The sequence below is a fragment of the Alteromonas sp. ABH4_453 genome, from assembly GCF_056160665.1.
The window spans coordinates 45,239-64,271 of sequence record NZ_JBSWXP010000009.1 but is presented as its reverse complement, the minus strand read 5'-3'; the positions used below and the strand labels follow the sequence as shown (position 1 = coordinate 64,271).

At 45.9% G+C, this 19,033-nt stretch carries 12 protein-coding genes; 5 read left to right on the top strand and 7 right to left on the bottom strand.

The window, feature by feature from the left end:
- Window positions 1-8: 8 nt before the first annotated feature.
- Together ACXAGV_RS17085 and parC are read right to left on the bottom strand one after the other, a co-directional pair.
- Window positions 9-545 (bottom strand): heme NO-binding domain-containing protein, encoded by a 537-nt coding sequence (locus ACXAGV_RS17085; protein WP_474874274.1) that lies wholly within the window; start codon window positions 543-545, stop codon window positions 9-11.
- Window positions 546-608: 63 nt separating this feature from the next.
- Window positions 609-2,894 (bottom strand): DNA topoisomerase IV subunit A, encoded by a 2,286-nt coding sequence (parC, locus tag ACXAGV_RS17080; RefSeq protein WP_474874273.1) that lies wholly within the window; start codon window positions 2,892-2,894, stop codon window positions 609-611.
- Between the two features lie 352 nt (window positions 2,895-3,246).
- On the opposite strand from parC, the gene ACXAGV_RS17075 reads away from it, so the two are divergent.
- Entirely contained in the window at window positions 3,247-6,366 is a 3,120-nt protein-coding gene (locus ACXAGV_RS17075) for a hybrid sensor histidine kinase/response regulator (protein ID WP_474874272.1), read from the top strand.
- 41 nt (window positions 6,367-6,407) lie between these two features.
- Here ACXAGV_RS17075 and ACXAGV_RS17070 read toward each other — a convergent pair whose 3' ends face one another.
- The 3 genes from ACXAGV_RS17070 to ACXAGV_RS17060 all read right to left on the bottom strand — a co-directional run bounded on the left by ACXAGV_RS17070 (window position 6,408) and on the right by ACXAGV_RS17060 (window position 11,553).
- Window positions 6,408-7,103 (bottom strand): DUF2982 domain-containing protein, encoded by a 696-nt coding sequence (locus ACXAGV_RS17070; protein ID WP_474874271.1) that lies wholly within the window; start codon window positions 7,101-7,103, stop codon window positions 6,408-6,410.
- Window positions 7,104-7,267: 164 nt separating this feature from the next.
- Window positions 7,268-10,414 (bottom strand): efflux RND transporter permease subunit, encoded by a 3,147-nt coding sequence (locus tag ACXAGV_RS17065; protein ID WP_474874270.1) that lies wholly within the window; start codon window positions 10,412-10,414, stop codon window positions 7,268-7,270.
- Window positions 10,414-11,553 (bottom strand): efflux RND transporter periplasmic adaptor subunit, encoded by a 1,140-nt coding sequence (locus ACXAGV_RS17060; protein ID WP_474874269.1) that lies wholly within the window; start codon window positions 11,551-11,553, stop codon window positions 10,414-10,416. Before ACXAGV_RS17060 ends, ACXAGV_RS17065 begins: the two co-directional genes overlap by 1 nt.
- A gap of 129 nt (window positions 11,554-11,682) precedes the next feature.
- On the opposite strand from ACXAGV_RS17060, the gene ACXAGV_RS17055 reads away from it, so the two are divergent.
- The 4 genes from ACXAGV_RS17055 to ACXAGV_RS17040 all read left to right on the top strand — a co-directional run bounded on the left by ACXAGV_RS17055 (window position 11,683) and on the right by ACXAGV_RS17040 (window position 16,018).
- The gene (locus tag ACXAGV_RS17055; protein ID WP_474874268.1) at window positions 11,683-12,336 is read left to right on the top strand and encodes a TetR/AcrR family transcriptional regulator; all 654 of its coding nucleotides are present in this window, start codon (window positions 11,683-11,685) and stop codon (window positions 12,334-12,336) included.
- A gap of 138 nt (window positions 12,337-12,474) precedes the next feature.
- A complete protein-coding gene (locus ACXAGV_RS17050; protein ID WP_474830538.1) occupies window positions 12,475-13,488 on the top strand; it encodes an aspartate carbamoyltransferase in 1,014 nt (337 codons plus the stop codon).
- 4 nt (window positions 13,489-13,492) lie between these two features.
- Complete coding sequence (gene hemL / locus ACXAGV_RS17045) at window positions 13,493-14,773, top strand: glutamate-1-semialdehyde 2,1-aminomutase (RefSeq protein ID WP_474874267.1); 1,281 nt, start codon at window positions 13,493-13,495, stop codon at window positions 14,771-14,773.
- Window positions 14,774-14,941: 168 nt separating this feature from the next.
- Window positions 14,942-16,018 carry an adenylate/guanylate cyclase domain-containing protein gene (locus ACXAGV_RS17040; protein WP_474874266.1) on the top strand — a complete coding sequence of 359 codons (1,077 nt, stop codon included), beginning with the start codon at window positions 14,942-14,944 and terminating at the stop codon, window positions 16,016-16,018.
- Window positions 16,019-16,105: 87 nt separating this feature from the next.
- Here ACXAGV_RS17040 and ACXAGV_RS17035 read toward each other — a convergent pair whose 3' ends face one another.
- On the bottom strand, window positions 16,106-17,032 hold the full coding sequence (locus tag ACXAGV_RS17035) for a Dyp-type peroxidase (protein WP_474874265.1): 927 nt from the start codon (window positions 17,030-17,032) through the stop codon (window positions 16,106-16,108).
- Between the two features lie 184 nt (window positions 17,033-17,216).
- Entirely contained in the window at window positions 17,217-18,908 is a 1,692-nt protein-coding gene (ggt, locus tag ACXAGV_RS17030; protein ID WP_474874264.1) for a gamma-glutamyltransferase, read from the bottom strand.
- Window positions 18,909-19,033 lie beyond the last annotated feature (125 nt).

The window sequence follows — 19,033 nt, the reverse complement described above, 5'->3', positions numbered from 1 at the left end:
CGGCCTCATTAAACAAGAGACAGGCTAAATTCGTAGGTATGCGGCGTTTGTAGCTGGTGAGTTTCCCTTTCAAGTTTGCAATTATAAAAAGCTGCGGCGGCATCCATCAAACCTTCGGCTAGCGGATATAACTCCCGTTCTGAGTAGTATTGTAGGCGCATGGTTGTATCGCTGCGAGATATCACTTTAAAACGAGGGAGATCTGCATCAGGATAGAGTTTCTTTACTTGAACGTGAATGTCGCCGTCTAAGTGCTCCAGCATATCGAGTATATCGTCTGTGTTTGCCAGTACATCGCCATGCACCGCAGCCAGCTTTCCAAACAGATAGACACCAAAATCGTACAATAACTCGTTGGCAGATTTACCCGTTTTATCTACTAGCACGCCTACCAGGCGTTGCATTTGCTCAAACGGGTAATACCCCACCGCAGTATAAGCGCCGTCGTTTTCTAACTCAGCTTCCATGATGACATCGTCAGCAAACTCAGGGGAAACTTTTTCTTCGAGCATATCAATTAACGATGTAAAAACTATGCCTAACATGTAAACTCCTCATTCATTCACATTATGAGTGTAGTTCACCTAAGCACAAGAACAACCTAAACTTTATGATAAATCTTCTGGTGCTTCGCCCTTATTCGTTGGCACTACATCCACGCTATCAACCCGCTGTAGGCCACGTGGCAGTTTATTCCCTCTACGGCCTCTTTCACCCTGATAATGGGTAAGATCTTCAGCGGTCAACGTCATGCTGCGTTTCCCTGCACCAACCTTAATGGCCGCGCCGTCAGGCACGACGGTCAGCACTTTGACATACTCTTCACGGGACTGTGATTTTGCTGAAGGAATATTGATTAGCTTATTTCCTTTTCCTTTGCCTAAACTTGGTAAGTCGCGAAGCGGAAACATGAGCATGCGACCTTCATTGGAAATACTCAGGCACCAATCGGAGTCTGGGTTGGTCACAGGCATGGGTTTCATTACTTTTGCCGCAGTAGGTAAAGATAGGTAAGCCTTACCTGCCTTGTTCTTACTTACCATGTCTTTAAATGTGCCGACAAAACCGTAACCGGCATCAGAACCCACTAAGAATTTGCTTTCATCTTGCGCCATAATGACGTGCTGGAAGGATTCGCCCCCCACAATGCTGAAGCGCCCTGTTAGCGGTTCTCCCTGACTTCGTGCAGACGGCAACCCGTGAGCGTCACAAGAGAAAGTGCGACCAGAACTGTCCATAAACACGGCTGGCTGGTTACTTTTTCCTTCAGCGCTGGATAAGTAGGCATCACCCGCTTTGTAACTTAAACCTTCCGCATCGATATCGTGACCTTTCGCACAACGTGCCCAGCCTTTTTCTGAAAGCACTACCGTTACTGATTCGGCAGGCACTAACTCTTTTTCAGATAAGGCTTTAGCTTCGCCACGCTCAACAATTGGCGAGCGTCTGTCGTCACCATATTTTTCAGCGTCTGCAAGTATTTCTTTTTTGATAAGCGTTTTAAGACGGCGATCTGAGCCAAGCAACTGCTGTAGTTTGTCACGCTCTGCGGCAAGCTCGTCCTGCTCACCTTTAATTTTCATTTCTTCCAGTTTGGCTAAGTGACGAAGCTTAAGTTCGAGAATAGCTTCAGCTTGCTTATCACTTAATCCAAAACGCGACATCAGCTCAGGCTTGGGTTTATCGTAAGTACGAATAATTTCGATAACTTCATCGATATTCAAAAACGCAATTAACAAACCTTCTAAAATATGTAGACGCGCCAATACTTTATCTAAGCGATACTGCAAACGACGCGTTACCGTATCTTTTCGGTACTGCAACCACTCAGATAAAATAGTACGCAAGTCTTTAACCTGCGGACGGCCGTCTAGACCAATCATATTCAGGTTAACGCGATAGTTTTTCTCAAGGTCGGTAGTTGCGAATAAATGCTGCATTAATTGGGTGACATCAATGCGGTTTGAGCGAGGCGTTATCACTAAGCGAGTGGGGTTTTCATGGTCTGACTCATCGCGAAGATCGCTCACCATTGGCAGCTTTTTCGCCTGCATTTGGGCAGCAATTTGCTCCAAAATTTTTGCGCCGGAGGCCTGGTGTGGCAAGGCAGTTATAACAACGTCACCGTTTTCCTCGCCATATACAGCACGCATTTTTATTGAGCCACGACCAGTTTCGTAAAGTTTTTGAATATCAGCCTTAGGCGTAATAATTTCTGCTTCGGTGGGATAGTCCGGCCCGTTCACATGCTCTAACACATCGCTAAGTTCTGCTTTGCTGTTATCCAACAGCATAGCACACGCGTTAGCCAGCTCTCTTACGTTGTGAGGTGGAATATCGGTCGCCATGCCCACTGCGATACCCGTCACACCATTTAGGAGAATATGAGGTAAGCGTGCAGGTAAGACGCTAGGCTCTTCTAACGTACCGTCGAAGTTTGGTACCCAGTCTACAGTACCCTGGCCGAGCTCGTTAAGCAGCACTTCCGAGAATCGAGAAAGCTTCGCTTCGGTATAACGCATGGCCGCAAACGATTTAGGATCATCTGGCGCCCCCCAGTTACCCTGCCCATCGACCAACGGATAACGGTAAGAGAAAGGCTGCGCCATAAGCACCATCGCTTCATAACATGCAGAATCTCCATGAGGGTGAAACTTACCCAATACATCACCGACGGTCCTTGCCGATTTTTTGTACTTTGCGTTCGCGCTTAAGCCTAAGTCTGACATTGCATAAATAATGCGTCGCTGTACCGGCTTCAAACCATCTGAAATATGCGGAAGGGCACGGTCCATGATGACGTACATAGAATAGTTTAGATATGCGTCTTCGGTGAAACGTCGAAGAGGAAGTTGCTCTACCCCATCGCGATTAATGATGATCTCGTCACTCATGATAGTTTTTTCGTTTTGTTATTAATACCAATAGGCTCGTACTAGTGAGGCGGTCGTTTATGGGTGGTTTAGCGCACCACATATTGAATTCACGCGAGCAATAAAGCTATTGTGGGGTAAACCGCAATTGTGTGCAATCCTTGAAAACATTTGTCATAACATTTGAGCGCTCAAAAAGGCTGTTTACCTTTGTTGCGTAATAAACCAAACCTAGCGATTAACTGCTGTGGCGCAATATTTTGTCATTACGTACATAGAGTGGTTAAATAGGGAAGGGTGAATATTGCCGTTCAATTTTCACCCTAAAAATAATAAAACCCTTATTTAGACAGTAATTAAAGTACAGATTAATATGGCAATATTTCGCGTATTCTTTTTCCTGCTTGTTTTGTTAGGTAGCTTCTTGCCCTCATACTTACATGCCCAGCATATCGAGCAGCTTTTTGATGAACAAAGTACGCTTGATTTGTCAGATTCACTGTATTTTCTATTCGAAACCGATTACCAACTTACCATTGGTGATGTATCAAGAAGGCGAAGCGACTTTTTGATGCATCCACACGGCAACCCCAATTTTGGTTTTCGTAATAACGGCATGTGGCTGCTTACGTCAGTAACCAATGTGTCGAACGACAAACACTGGGTCTTTTCAATCAACTTTAGCCAGCTGGATAGCGTTGACTTTTACTTAGTAAAAGATGGAAAGGTCATTAGTCAAAGTCATCAGGGAAAAGCACAAAAGGAACAACTTTTTCGCGTGCCGACCTTTCGTGTTGAACTTCCTACTAGCGACCCCGTCGACCTTTACATTCGCATTGAAAGCCATTCATCCAGTCTAATTGCCCCGCTTCGCATCCAAGCAGAACCTCTTCATAGCAGTTACTTTCAGATGGACAGTTTGCTGTGGGGCTTTTTCTACGGTGGCTTACTCATTCTTGCGATTTACAATTTAGCGCTGTTTTTTGGCGTAAGAGAAAAGAGTCTACTTGCGTATGTCGGCTATATACTGGCGGTAATTTTGTGGCAGTTTGTGTGGGGCGGGCATACACACCTATTGTTCACACAAGGCATTCCATCATGGCTGGTTGGTCATTCAGAGCTAATATTCGTCATTATTGGAATAAGCTCAGGCTTATTTACCATGACGTTTTTAGAAACCGAAAAACATTCCCCCACTGCCCATCCCATTATCAACCTGTTATTGGTATGCCAGGTATTAACAGGGCTAGTGTGCTTTGTCGACCTTCTCCCCTCTATATGGAAGAACAACCTTGTATATGGTGTAGGCCTGGTAGCTATTTTGAGCTATATCTACGCAGGGTTTGAAGCCTTCTTTAACAATTTCAAACCTGCACGCTATTTTATCTTTGCATGGAGCATGCTTGCCACCGGCGCTATTATTGGCATGTTAAGCCTTATTGGCGTGTTGCCCTCTAATGATTTTACTACCTACTGTTTTCAGGTTGGCGTTTTCCTAGAGGCTGGGCTTTTTTCTTTCGCGCTTATGGAGAAAAGCAGAAGTCAGCTTGAAAGTGAAGTTGAGCAAGCCACTAACGATTTGCGCAACAACGTTGAGCTTATTGAAGAGCAGAACGCGCGCTTAGACATTGCGCGAAAAGATGCGATCAAAGCCAGCAACGTGAAGTCTCAGTTCCTAGCAAACATGAGCCACGAAATTCGAACTCCGCTGAATGCGATACTAGGTTTCAGCAAAGAACTCAACAACGCGCCTTTGCCAACAGATCAACAGGAGCAAGTGCGAATCGTCAATACTGCCGCTGAAAACTTACTCACTATTGTTAACGATGTTCTCGACTTTTCGAAAATTGAAGCCGGTAAATTGCAAATAAACAATCAACCGTTTTCACCGAATAAATTGCTCGAAGAGATGGTCACCATCATGGCTAAATCTTCTCACAGTAAGCGTATTGAATTCGTTTTTAACTTAAACCCGCTACCTGAAAAGCTCATTGGCGATGTGTTTCGCATCAAACAGGTGCTAAATAACCTGCTCAGTAATGCATTAAAATTTACGTCCAGTGGAGCCATTACATTCTCAGCAAGTGGGCGCTCGTTACCGCACGGCATCCACGAGTTAAATATTACCGTTGAAGATACGGGTATTGGCATTAGCCGACAGGACAGGAAAAAGCTTTTCAACGCATTTTCACAAGTAGATGATGCGCTCAATCGCAACTATCAAGGCACTGGTTTGGGCCTTGTTATTAGCAGAGAGTTAGTTCGTCTAATGAACGGCGACCTTACCCTTAAAAGCGTTCTTGGACAGGGCTCAACATTTAGCGTATCCCTTCGCATGAATCAGTTAAGCCAAAAGTATTCGCTGATAAGTAGCAACGATTGGAAAGGGAAAAGCGTTGTGATATTCGATCCCATTCCTGCAACCCGTCGCTCAAGCGCTAACATGTTATCGATTTTGGGCGCGAATATTATTTCAGTGGAGTCTTTGGACTACCTAGCTACACTAGATGGTCAGTATGATTTTTTCATGGCAACGGTACCGGTAAGTAAAATGCCGCTACGTGATACTTTTCTTAGCCGATTTGTACAATTCCCGGCTCAAAAGCGAATTCTCTGGTACTCTGGACCCGAACCGTTTGCTCAATATCCCACCCTTTCGCAACATTTCCATTCCCAAGTGCGCATGCCCATTACCTTGACTAAATTAGATAGTTTGGTGAATCAGCACACGACGCCGGCAAAAAATGCGATGCAGGAGAAGATTGGCAGCCTACCTAACGTAAGAATATTAGCCGTTGATGACATGGAAATGAATTTAAAGCTCCTGCATACATGGCTTGATCAATCACCCGTAGAGCTTATCACGACAATTAGCGGACAAGACGCCGTCAACCAGTGTCAAACACAAGAATTCGACCTGATTTTGATGGACGTTCAGATGCCGGGGATGGACGGCATACAAGCTACCAGAGAGATTCGTAAGTCTCCTATAAATATGGGCACCCCCATCATTGCCGTTACTGCTCATGCTTTCAAAGAGGAACAGGAGCGCTTACTTGCTTCTGGTATGGACGACTACCTACCTAAACCCATTGAAGTAGAATTGCTAATTAATCTTATTAAGTCATGGTGTCACAATATTGAACCAGGAAAAATTGAATTGCCCTCTCTCGATTGGCAGCTCGCATTAAAGCGTGCTAATCAAAATCAAGATACCGCAAGAGAGATGTTAGATGGCTTCGTCGCTCTGCTACCAGAATGTATCGATACGCTTTCAACACTTTGGCAGAGACAAGATTACGACGAACTTAAAACCGAAGTGCACAAGCTACACGGTGCGTGTTGCTATACTGGTCTTCCACTTATGCAGCACCTTGCACATGAAACCGAAAGTGCGCTTAAACTAGGCCAACATAACCTTGTGAATGAGCATTTACCTGCACTTATCGCGGAAGCCGAAAAAATATTACGAGAGAGTAAATCTAGCCTTTAACGGTGCGTTTCTTAAGCTTTAAGTAAAGCGTGTATTGCTGATTAACTGTCTAGAGAAGACTGGCGTGTTTGCTGACATTGGGTAATTAGAGTAGCAAATTCGCTGGCGTCTCTGTCTAACTCTGAGCTTGCGATAAAAATGTCAAAACCCAGCCTTTTCCTTAGCTCTACCATGCGGTGTGCTAGCATGGCTTTTATTCCCTTAATAACGGTACCGTCCTCCATGACATACTGTTTGTCATCAAACATTGATTGTTCATAGCAGCTTCCCGATGCGCACCCCTCATCGGTATTTTGCATTAACAAAGGTCGTTGCTCCATCAGTAAGTGTGTAGCGAGCCTAGGTGAGATTGTATTTAGAAAATCAGTATAGCTTTTCAGTTTAAAACCGATTGTTTCTAGAGGAACATGGTCAAGCCCATGCCGCACACGGGGGCAATCTGCACGCTGTAAGTTGTCCCAGTGAATTCGCCAACTGCCAAGGCGATGGCGATAAGTAATATAATCTTTCGCTATCTCTAAGCTGAAGTCTGGCTCGCGAACCTTAAAATAGCCGACCAGTAAACACACCAGTGCAGCGCTCGTCAAAAATATTCCCGCCAGGAACAACCAATCAGGTAAAAATGCCAGCCATAACGCTGCAACACAAAGACCTACACAGCCCAATACTAGGCTAGTAATGCCGTTACTTTTTGACGCAGCTCGGATATAGATAGGTTCAACACTATTGCCAGACATACAAGTACACCACCAACATAATTATGGCCCAAACAATATAGAGTCTGACGCGCTTGCATTTCACGCAGTCAGTATGCCACCAGCGCAATATTGGGTTTGATTTTCGCATACGCTGATACACCCTTATTATACGCTCATTAAAAAGGGTTAGTTTAACCCTAAAATTAAGCTAATGTGCTATTTCTATAACGATACCGCTGAAATGCCGCCACTATAGTCGGAGTAAAAACTAGCGATAAGATAACAGAGAAACCTACACCACCTGCAAGGACAACAGCCAGCGGCGGCCAAAAGCTCCCTTCACTGAACAACAGCAGCGGTATTAAGCCGCCTACCGTTGTAAATGTTGTCGACAGAATATGCCGGCTACAGCTCATGGTTTCTTCAACGATAGCTTTTGTATCACCTCGCTTTGCTTCAGGATTAGCATTAATAGCTGCGATAACGACGATCGAGCCGTTAATTGCGACGCCGATAAGCCCCGCGCAGCCAAGGAGAGGGTTAAATCCTACGGGCAAACCGGAGATCCATAAGCTGAACATTCCCAACCCTACCGAGAGAATGGCAACAAGTGCAATAACGCCTGCCATACGCAGGCTAGTGAATGTCAGAATGAGCGTGGTAACCATCAGCACTAATAAAACCGGTGCATAGGTAGCAAGCTTACCTAACGCTTGCTGTTGTTCATCCGCATCACCCGCCAAATGGATCCTATAGCCCTCTGGCAACACCAATCGACTTTCAAGCAAATCTCTTAACTGATTACTGGCGTCAATTGCTGGTACACCAGGAAGCAAAAACGCTTGGATGCGATTGAGCCTTTCTCCATCTACACGGGTAATGCTGCTAGTTGCAGGCTGGAGTGTTAAATTACTCACTGCGGCCAAAGGCGACCAAGAAATAGCATGATCACCGGCTACGGGTATGGGCATAGCATCTACACCCGTTACATTTTGTCTGTATGCCTCATCAAGTCGCACTCTAACGGGAATTTCCTCTGTACTTTCCAGAACAGAGCCGCCTGTAATCCCTGAGAAGTTAATTTGCATCTGATTGGCAAGTTCAGAAAGCGTTAAACCGAGGTAAGACAGGTTATCGCTATCAGCGTTTATTTTAAGCTCAGGCTCACCCATTGAAATACTGGTGATCGACTGAGATATGCCGTCAACTTGTGACATCAGCATACGCACCTTATCGCCTAGGTCGTTCAGTATATTAAGATCGGGACCGAAGATTTCTACTTCAACAGGCGCGGCAATAGGGGGGCCCTGACCAAACGCCCGTACTACAATTTGTACTTCTGGGTAAGCACTGTCGAGGGAGTGTTGCAACTTACCTACCAGCGCTACGGCATCCTCTACCGTGTGTGTTGACACAACCGCGTTAGCAAAGTACGGCATGTTGTCACGGGTCATCATTTGATTGTAATACACTGACGGTGCTGATCCACCCACCAACCAACTGACTTGCTTCACCCCTCGCTCGTCACGAATAGCGGTATCAACCTTTTTAACGTATTGTGTAGTGTTATCGATACTGCTTCCCTCTTTCGTCCACAGATACACTTCAAACTGATCCCTATCTGCGCTTGGAAAAAACACGTTAGCAAGTGTTGAAGAGAGTACAAAACCTGACAAGCAAAGTAAGGTAACAACAGGTAGCACAATAATAGGCTGTTTAATCCAGCGACCTAGCTGTTTTTTGAAAGCCAGACTAAGCTGGGGAGCTTGTAACCCAACTTTCCACCAAGGCTGTGATGTCTTTTCGCGGAACGAGTCACTGTCGTGTTTGGGTAAAAAGCGAGCGGCCAACGCAGCAATAATGGTCAAAGAGATAAACAGCGAACCAATCAGCGCCATAACCACACTAATCGCAATGGGCCCTACAAAATCACCGATATTTCCATCAAGAAGGAAAATAGGCATAAAGCCGAGAATGGTAGTAAGTGTAGAAGCCAATAAAGGTGCAAATAGGTGAGAAACACTTTTAGCCATTGCTCCCACCCGAGTTAAGTTGGGATCTTGTAGGTTAATGCGTATTTCATCGGTGATTACAATGGCGTTATCAATAAGCAAGCCGATGGCAATAATCATCCCAAAAATTGACATTTGATGTATCTGCTCGTCATAAAAGCTTAACGAAAACAGGGCAAAGGCCGCACACAATGGAAGTGCTAAACCCACAATCCACGCCGCTCGAAATCCCATAAACAATAGAATGACCATCATGACAACGGCACAACCCATAAGCAGGTTCATCGACAAGTCAGCCAAGCGGTTCGCCGTATATTCGTTTTGCTCAAATGCGGCTGTCGCAGTCAGAGTTCCGCTGAAATCTTTATTAAATTGCTCGACAACTGCTAACGCATTTTTAGTCCACACATCAGAACGTAGCGAAGGCTGCATACGGGCTGCTACGAAGATTGACTCTTCACCGTTTAAAAAGGCTACCTCGCCTCTAGGCGTGGTGTAACTGCGCTCTACCGACGCCACATCTTCTACCCTCAAGTAGCGGCCTTGCGCGTTCACCAGAGGAATTGACGCTATCATATTGACGCCATTTAACCCTTCCCCCACTGTGAAGCGCACGTTGCTTTGCTCGGTGTTCAACATGCCAGCTGGCAACTTGGGATCGGCTCGGCTAATTGTGTTGCTAACCTGCTGTAGTGTAAGTCCTGTGGCGGCAAGCTTAATGGGGTCTATATTGACACTGATTTCTTCCTGCGGTGCGCCGTATACACGCACGAGTTCAGTTCCGTTAACGTTGCGAAGGCGGTCTGTCAGTTCCTGAGCCAGCCGAGCAGTTAGTGTGATTGGGGTATTTTCAAAATGGTCTGCACGAAGAGAAAGCAACAGGGTAAAGGCGGTTGCCCCGCGTTTTTCGTCAAATATTGGCGCCATTGCGCCTTGTGGAAAAGACTGAGCGGCTGCACCTATTGCATCGCGAATTTCACTGAATAGCTGCTCGTTACTGGTGTTATTAATCCAGTCCTGAGTCTCAATTAAGATAATAGAAATACCCGCACGAGACGTAGATTTTACTTCCTTAATCTCAAATATTTCTCTTAACCTGTCTTCCAACACATCGCTGACTAAGGCTTCAACCCGCTCGGCTGATGCACCTGGGTATTGAGTGATGATCAACGCATTTCTTGTATCTATTCGAGGGTCTTCAATACGTGGCAAAGAGCCCAATGCTGATAAGCCTGCGGTGATCAAAATCAACAAGCTTAAAATAAGCAAATGGCCACGTCGATAAAACAGCGTGTACCAAGGATAGGGTTTATCGGTGTCGACATTGAATGACTTCATTAACGCGCCCCAGCTTGCTGTTGACTGGGAATGGCTACCATCTGCCCTGGCGCTAGTTTATGCGTCCCTTCATCAACATATATATCACCGTCTTCAAGTGCGCCGCGAACAAACGCCTTGTTACCATCGGTGTATACCACTTCTACCACACGTGCTTGCAAGGTGGCGTTTCCTTCTTTTGGTAACACAAAGACACGCCATAGACCCCTAAGCCCATTACTCAGTGCGTTAACTGGAAGCCATGCGCCCACTTCAGAATGAGAGCGGAACGCAGACAAAATGGCCATATCGCCGGGGCGCACACGTTTATTGCTATTAAGGGTAACAAGGATATCTACGGTTCGAGTTTGCACGTTGCGCGTAGGAAGGCGCTGGGATACCGTCCCTGCTACATCTATATCTCCAACGCGTACAAGCACAGGTTCATTTACTTCAAATTGCTCTACAACGTCAGCAGGCACCGCAAAGCGCGCCTGATAATTTTCACTGCTTGTAATACCAAACACTGGACTGCCTGCACTCACCACACTGCCTTCATCGAAAAAGCGGCGATTTACGACACCATCGAACGGTGAAAAAAGTGTGGTTTTTCTAATCTCCACATTAAGAGATTCGAGGGCGGCTTGCATCTCACTCAACTGGGCCTTAGCAACATTTAAATTCGCTTTTGCTTCATCTAATCGTTGTGCAGATTCTAGCTTTCTTTCTACCAATGACGTGGTTCTATCGCTGTTTACTTTCGCAAGAGCAAGGTCTGCCTTTGCGCGTTCAATTGCAGCCTGAAGTTCTCTTTTTCTCGCTGTAAGACGCGCAATGTCTTGTTGCGCAAGCATGTCGCCTTTCTTTATTACATCGCCTTCTTCAACAAGCATTCGAGTTACTTGACCAGCGACGTCAAACGATAACGACGTTGCCTTAGGTGATTCAACTAAGCCGAACACATTGATAGGTGTTTCAAAGCCTGACTGAATCTTTACTTGGCCAGTAGACACGGCCACCGGCAGCTTTGCTTCTGGCGTTTGTGTTGCGTTGCCCAAACCGGCCGTCATCAGCAATACCACCAGTGCTGCTGTAAAAACGGCAATCGAAATAAGTAACGTGAATTTGCCACTTTTAGATGGTGTATTTACAGCAGTCATAATAGTTCCTTTAACCAGTTTAGCGAATGCTTTAGGCTATATTTGCATACTTATTGTGCTATGCTAGTATATAAATACTAGACCGTCCAGTTTGATATTTAAATATTCTGCAATAAAGCGAGAACGCACGTGGCAACCAACAAAAAGCAAGGCCGTCCTAAAAGTGAAGAGAAATACCACCTTGTATTGCACGCAGCGTCTTGCCTGTTTTTAAAAGAAGGGTTTGCAAATACGTCAATGGACACTGTGGCTAAGGCGTCGGGCGTATCAAAACAGACCGTTTACTCTCATTTTGAGAGCAAAGACGCACTTTTTAAAGCTGCTATATCCTCTAAATGCAGATCTTATCAACTCGACACTCAACAACTCATTGATGCCACTTCCGGCTCACTTTCACTGTTTGAATGCTTACAAAAAGTGGGGTGCCAGTTTGTTCGTTTACTACAAGACCCTGAAGCCATCGCCATATTCCGCGTGATTATAGCCGAAGCAGTAAACAGCCCGCACGTGGCTACGCTTTTTTATCAAGCAGGCCCTGAAGCATCGCTCGCAACCCTGAGTTCAGTCATAGAGAAATTTGGACAAGGCAGCTTGAACGCTAAGGTTGCACAACAACTTGCTGTGGACTTTTGTGCACTACTAAAGGGTGAGTATCACACCATGATGCTATGCGGCATTCAATCTCCACTGAAAGACGACGAGATTACAGCGCACGTAAATAGCGCAGCTGAAAAGATTCTTTTACTTTTCACTCACTATACCGAGCAAAGCGGCAAACGCTGATGCTTCTTGCAAAGCATAACTGACGTTTTACCGTCGCCCATTCTTTGCAAAACGTGATACAAGATTAACCTTGTCCTAATGACTTAATATCAGCGGTATTATAAACTAGCGCCGTTTTCGTTGATGATTGAGAAGCGCATGTCTGACTTTACCGGTAACCACATTCTTTCGGTTAATCAATTCGATCGCGACGCCATTGAGAAAGTCTTCTCAGTCGCCAATTCCATGAAGCCTTATGCCAAGCGACAAAAGCGCACGACCGTATTAGACGGCGCAATTCTCGGCAATCTATTCTTTGAACCTAGCACGCGTACCCGCGTGAGCTTTGGCACTGCTTTTAATCTTTTAGGCGGCGAAGTAAGAGAAACTACTGGCATGTCTAGTTCTGCACTTGCTAAAGGCGAATCACTTTATGATACCGCCCGCGTGCTCAGCGGCTACTCTGATATTATTGCCATGCGACACCCTGCAGCCGGCTCTGTTGCTGAGTTTGCAGAAGGTAGTCGAGTGCCTGTAATTAATGGGGGAGACGGCGCAAACGAACACCCCACCCAAGCACTTTTAGATCTATTCACAATTAAACGTGAGCTGGAGTACAACGGTCACGGTATTGATGGTTTACATATCGCAATGATTGGCGATCTGCGATACGGTCGAACGGTACACTCATTATCTCGCTTGTTATGTTTGTTTAAAAACATTCGCTTTACGCTCATTTCGCCGAAAGAGCTGGCCATGCCTCAACCAATTATTGACGCAATAGAAAACGCTGGACATCAACTTACTATCACGGACACGCTCGAAGGAAATATGGATGCGGATATATGCTATCAAACACGTATCCAAGAAGAGCGCTTTCCCTCTCAAGAAGAAGCGAATAAATACCGAGGTAAGTTCCGTTTAAACCAGTCAATCTACACGAAACATTTTCAGTCGAAGACCGTTATCATGCATCCACTTCCACGAGATTCACGTATGGAAGCCAATGAATTAGATAACGATCTAAACCTCAATCCAAACCTCGCTATTTTTAGGCAAACCGACAATGGGGTGCTTGTAAGAATGGCTTTGTTTGCGCTTACTCTAGGTGTAGAAAACCTTCTTACTAAGTATGAGCGTGACGTAGTTTGGTACAGCAATAAGAGTAAGTAATTACATGCAAAAATCTGAAGCCCTATTTACCCGCGCCCAAAAAACCATTCCTGGTGGCGTAAACTCACCTGTTCGCGCATTTAAAGCGGTAGGCGGTACACCCCGCTTCATTACTAAAGCTGACGGCGCTTACATGTGGGATGCGGATGGCAAGCAATACATTGACTACATCCAGTCTTGGGGGCCGATGGTACTAGGTCACAATAATGCAAAAATTCGCGAGGCCGTAATTGAAGCATCATACAGCGGCCTCTCTTTTGGCGCGCCTACTGAAGCTGAAGTGATTATGGCTGAATTGGTTAGCGAACTGGTTCCATCCATGGAGATGGTGCGCATGGTGAACTCTGGCACAGAAGCCACCATGTCAGCTATTCGTCTTGCTCGCGGCTACACCAGCAGAAACAAAATTGTTAAGTTTGAAGGCTGCTATCATGGACATGCAGACTCACTTTTAGTGAAAGCTGGCTCTGGCGCATTAACCCTTGGTGTGCCTAGCTCACCAGGTGTCCCTGCCAATGTTGCCGAGCATACGCTAACGGTTGAATATAACAACCTAGATAGCGTTAAAGATATTTTTGAAGCGCACGGCGATGATATCGCCTGCATTATCGTTGAACCAGTCGCTGGCAACATGAACTGCATTCCTCCCGTTGAAGGGTTCCTTGAAGGGCTTCGCGCTATCTGCGACGAGTACGGCAGCGTACTTATTTTTGATGAAGTGATGACAGGGTTCCGTGTCTCCCGTGGCGGCGCACAAGAGCGCTACAAGGTTAAACCCGACTTAACCTGTCTAGGTAAGGTGATTGGCGGTGGTATGCCAGTGGGCTGTTTCGGTGGTCGCCGTGATATTATTACTCATATCGCGCCAACCGGCCCTATCTACCAAGCAGGTACGCTTTCAGGTAACCCAGTTGCCATGGCCGCAGGTCTTGCTGCATTAACTCAAATTAAACAGCCAGATCTTTACGACTCTATCTTTGAGAATACACAAAAACTTGTTGATGGGTTCCAAGCGCTGGCTGACAAACACAATATTAGTCTAACTACTAATATTGCCGGCAGTATGTTTGGGATATTCTTTACGGACGTAGAGAAAGTTACCAACTATAAGCAAGCGATTAACTGTAATACAGAGCAGTTTAATAAGTTTTATCACGGTATGTTAGAGCAAGGTGTTTACTTAGCTCCCGCTTCTTACGAAGCAGGCTTTGTCTCTAAAGCGCACGATGCAGAGGTCATTGAAAAAACTCTTGCTGCAGCAGATAAAGTGTTCTCAACCCTATAAATTAAATTGCCCTTTACTGTTAATCCAAGCTCGGCGCTAACACGCTTCGTAAATGTAATCAAAAGTAATGTGTTAACGCCGAATCCTCTTTGATACTTTCTCGGCAGCATAGGTTTCGACTCCCGTTGTGCTGTTTTTTATGTGGGAAATTGAAAGGTTTGATTAACAATGGATTGGCAAACAAGTGCGTTAAGCGCTCTTATTGTGTATAGCGCTGTTATAAGCACTCTTTACATCAGGCGCAGCAGGCGCTTCAAATATCGACTGAGAAAAGCCCTTTCACGCAACACCAGTAAGTATGAAGCCACGCTTCAGGCTGCTGATGAGGTTCGGTTTCAGGCTGCCGCCGACGAAGCCTTGAAGCTCACTCAAACTTTTCAAAAGTTTGTACCCCGTCAATTCGTTGAGCACATGGCTACGACCGACATGGATTCACTAGAGCTTGGCTACGCAGCTGAAAACGATGTCGCTATCATGTTTTGTGATATTCGTGGCTTTGCAGGTTTTTCCGAAAGTATAACCCCGCAAGAACTGATGAATTTTCTGAATTCATATTTCACGCGAATGAATGACCCTATCCACCAAAACCGAGGCTTTATTGATAAGTTTATGGGCGACGGCATCATGGCCCTGTTCGACCATCAAGGCGGAACCTCTAAGCAAAAAGCATTGGATGCAGTTCAAGCGGCATTAGATTTGCGCAAGGCGTTAACCATCTATAACGGGCACAGAAAAAATTGTGACTATGAACCTATCAATATGGGTATAGGTATCCACTTCGGCCAAGTCATTATGGGCACCGTAGGCTCAGAAGATAGGATGGATACAACGGTGATAGGTGATAGTGTCAACATCGCATCTCGGTTAGAAGCCCTAACACCTAAGTATCAGGCCGATATAATCGTAAGCGCTCAAGTACTTCAAATGATAGGGCCTGGCTTTCCTATCAAAACCCGACTACTTGACTGGGTGAGGGTAAAAGGACGAAAAGCACCTATCGAAATTTATGAAATTCTTAGCCACCTTCCAGAGCATGAGCAAGATAAAAAACTTGCCGTGCAAACGAAGATTGCAGCGGGCCTGGCGTGTAGAATTAATCAGCAGTGGGACGAGTCTATCGCGTACTTTGAGACAGCGCTAGCGATTAGCCCCAATGACTCTCTTGTACACCACCATGTTGATGTGTGCCGAATTTATAGAAATTTAGACCTTGCGCCTGATTGGGACGGCGCTTTAGTTCTCTAGCGTTTATAAAACTGACTTTTTTCGTCGGTCGACTGGGTGTTGAAGCATTTACTTCTTCCGATGAAGATCTGCTCTTATTCAATGCTCTTAGTTTTCTGAGAGCTTTGCCTGCCGACGAATAAAGCTGATCGAAGGAGCAAAAAACGCAGCACCTGTTTCAGCACTGGTAAAGTCCAACCAGCGGTCGTAGTCGCCCTCTCCGTTGCCATATATTTGGCTGTGAAGCATCTGTTTGAAAGGCCGTGCACTTGCGCTACAGCTTACAAAGAATAAGCCCTGAGAGGCCATATCACCGTATGGCATGCCTTGCTTAATAAGTCTTGGCTCGTCACCATCCGGCGCAACTGTACTTGCCCTGACATTGTGTGAAGATTCAGACTGTTCGCTACTTACCAGGTTATGTTCTTGTGTTGTGCCCATCACTTGCTCTTGTTGGCGACTTGAAAGGCTGTTCCAGCGTCTTAAATCATGGCGATAGCGCTGTATGTGCACGTAGCTGCCACCACTAAAGTCCGGGTCATCCTCGCCAATAATACCCACTTCTCTGCGCTTCATTCCACGTGGGTTATCTGCGCCATACAAGAAACCATTAAGGTCGCGGCCATCTAAGTACCTAAAGCCTCTTATCTGTTCTACCAGTTCCACGTGTATGCGTAACAAATCCATGACCTCAATACCAACGGCGTGGCAAATATCTAACCTATCAGCGCGAATTTGAATGAAGAGATCGCAAGGCATAGTGGGTGCGCTTCGATCTTCACATTGCATGTCAGGAAAAGGGGCAAGCTCAACAGGGATAAGACCAGGATATACCTCAGCCCAGTAACCGGTACCAATAGCGACAACGCCAGTTACCATGGCCTCGTAGTGCTCATTCTCAAAATGTTCGAATATATCCAGCACGCGAGATAATTTGGCGCGCACGGCTTGGCTATCGTCATCAATGACGTTCAGTAACAAATACTGTGCATGTAAATTTGGCTCAGCGCAGAGGCCTTTTTGTGGTTGTGTCATTGCCGCTCTTGTTGTTATTAACGCCTTGTTCTGACGTTTCGCTGCTGGCGATCAATCGCCGCGCTTTGTTGTGCGAACCTTATTGTAAAGTGTAGCGGCTGCTTCAAACTTTGAAACCCTTTAAAGCGAAGCAGCAAACGGGGGAACAAATTAACTCCACCGCTTATTATTTACACTAGTGTGCTTAATAGCCCGCGGCTTGTCCATCTTTTCGCGTTTCTGAAGCGCCAAAATAGACACCTTTCTGCTCGTCCCAAGCAATGGCCTGATAACCACCGAACGCGCCTACCACACGTTGAAGCTTATGCCCCCGCTCCATGAGCTCTCGCTGAACGGTTTCACTGAACCCTGATTCTAAGCTCACATAGCCACCATCAGTCATCAACGCACCCGTTGGGCTACTCGACCCACTGTGCAGTATGCGTGGAGCATCCCCCGCTTCCTGCAAATTCATTCCAAAGTCGAGAATGTTTACAATAATTTGTGCATGCATTTGGGGCTGAGTTCCACCGCCCATCACGCCAAAGCTCATCACTGGCTTACCGTTTCTGGTTACAAAAGCCGGGATAATGGTGTGAAATGGACGCTTTCCTGGGCGATATTCATTAAAGTGCCCTTCTTCAAGCGTAAATATCTCACCTCTATTTTGAAGAATAAAACCTAGCCCTGGAGGTGTCATGCCTGAGCCCATTCCGCGGTAGTTACTTTGAATTAAGGACACCATATTGCCCTCTTTATCAGCAACGGTCAGATAAATGGTATCCCCTTCATAAATACCCGCATCCACGCGATTCGCTGCGCGTTCATTATCTATGAGCTTCTGACGCTTAGCCGCGTACTCTTTCGAAATTAGCCAGTCGACTGGAATATCGTTGAAGTCTGGATCCGCATAGAACTTAGCGCGATCTTCAAAGGCGAGCTTCTTGGCTTCAACAAAGGTATGGATGTAGTCTGCTGAGTTAAACCCCATTCCTTCGATATCATAGTGCTCAAGCACATTAAGAATCTGTAGGGCCGCTATGCCTTGTCCGTTGGGCGGAAGTTCCCACACATCATACCCGCGATAGTTAGCAGAAACGGGCTCTACCCACTCCGAGGTATGCGATGACAAATCCTGGTATGACAAAAAGCCGCCTTGGGACTTCATGTAAGCATCGATAGTGCGTGCGATATCGCCCTTATAAAAAGCATCTCGCCCGCCTGTTGCAATCTTTTCATAGGTCACGGCTAAGCCAGGGTTTTTAAAAACATCGCCTTTTTGCGGAACTTTCCCGTCGATAAGAAAAGTCTCTGTAAAGCCGTCATAGTGACCAATTCGCTCTTGATTCATCTGCCAGTAATAGGCAATGACTTCTGAAACAGGAAACCCCTCACGGGCATATTTGATAGATGGCGTAAGCAGCGTAGACATGGGCAGCTTGCCAAATTTTTCGTGTAGTGCAAACCAGCCATCTACAGCGCCAGGGACAGAAACAGGTAGCGGACCAAATTTTGGAATTTGATGCAAACCACGCTCGGCAAACACCGCTTTGGTTAACTGTCTGGGTGAACGGCCAGAAGCGTTTAAGCCAACTAGCTTTTCTTCTTTTGCATCCCACACAATGGCAAATAAGTCGCCGCCAATACCGCTGCCTGTAGGCTCAACTAAACCTAACATGGCATTGGCTGCAATAGCTGCATCAACCGCACTGCCACCTTGCTTTAAAATATCCAAAGCCACTTGCGTAGCTAATGGTTGGCTTGTTGCTGCCATGCCGTTCTTTGCAATAACTTCTGAGCGACTTGCAAAGGGATGCCCCGTTATTCTGTCATAGCCCAAACAGCTGATACTAAAGAAAGCCAGTATCAAAGGTAGAAGTCGCACACTTGCAATCATAACCGTCCTTTTACTAAAACGTTGCCGATAATAAATCTAGCGTTAGTCTATCGATTCATAGTGTAGCGTTATTGTCACATTACGCCTAGGCTCTTTTCCTAAGCTCAGTAATGGTCTTAAAACAC

Bases quoted from the DNA above. Each gene is read 5' to 3' on its own strand.
- ACXAGV_RS17065 (WP_474874270.1), bottom strand. From the start codon at position 10,414: ATGAAGTCATTCAATGTCGACACCGATAAACCCTATCCTTGGTACACG.
- hemL (WP_474874267.1), top strand. From the start codon at position 13,493: ATGCAAAAATCTGAAGCCCTATTTACCCGCGCCCAAAAAACCATTCCT.
- ggt (WP_474874264.1), bottom strand. From the start codon at position 18,908: ATGATTGCAAGTGTGCGACTTCTACCTTTGATACTGGCTTTCTTTAGT.
- ACXAGV_RS17035 (WP_474874265.1), bottom strand. From the start codon at position 17,032: ATGACACAACCACAAAAAGGCCTCTGCGCTGAGCCAAATTTACATGCA.
- ACXAGV_RS17075 (WP_474874272.1), top strand. From the start codon at position 3,247: ATGGCAATATTTCGCGTATTCTTTTTCCTGCTTGTTTTGTTAGGTAGC.
- ACXAGV_RS17040 (WP_474874266.1), top strand. From the start codon at position 14,942: ATGGATTGGCAAACAAGTGCGTTAAGCGCTCTTATTGTGTATAGCGCT.
- parC (WP_474874273.1), bottom strand. From the start codon at position 2,894: ATGAGTGACGAGATCATCATTAATCGCGATGGGGTAGAGCAACTTCCT.
- ACXAGV_RS17060 (WP_474874269.1), bottom strand. From the start codon at position 11,553: ATGACTGCTGTAAATACACCATCTAAAAGTGGCAAATTCACGTTACTT.
- ACXAGV_RS17050 (WP_474830538.1), top strand. From the start codon at position 12,475: ATGTCTGACTTTACCGGTAACCACATTCTTTCGGTTAATCAATTCGAT.
- ACXAGV_RS17085 (WP_474874274.1), bottom strand. From the start codon at position 545: ATGTTAGGCATAGTTTTTACATCGTTAATTGATATGCTCGAAGAAAAA.
- ACXAGV_RS17070 (WP_474874271.1), bottom strand. From the start codon at position 7,103: ATGTCTGGCAATAGTGTTGAACCTATCTATATCCGAGCTGCGTCAAAA.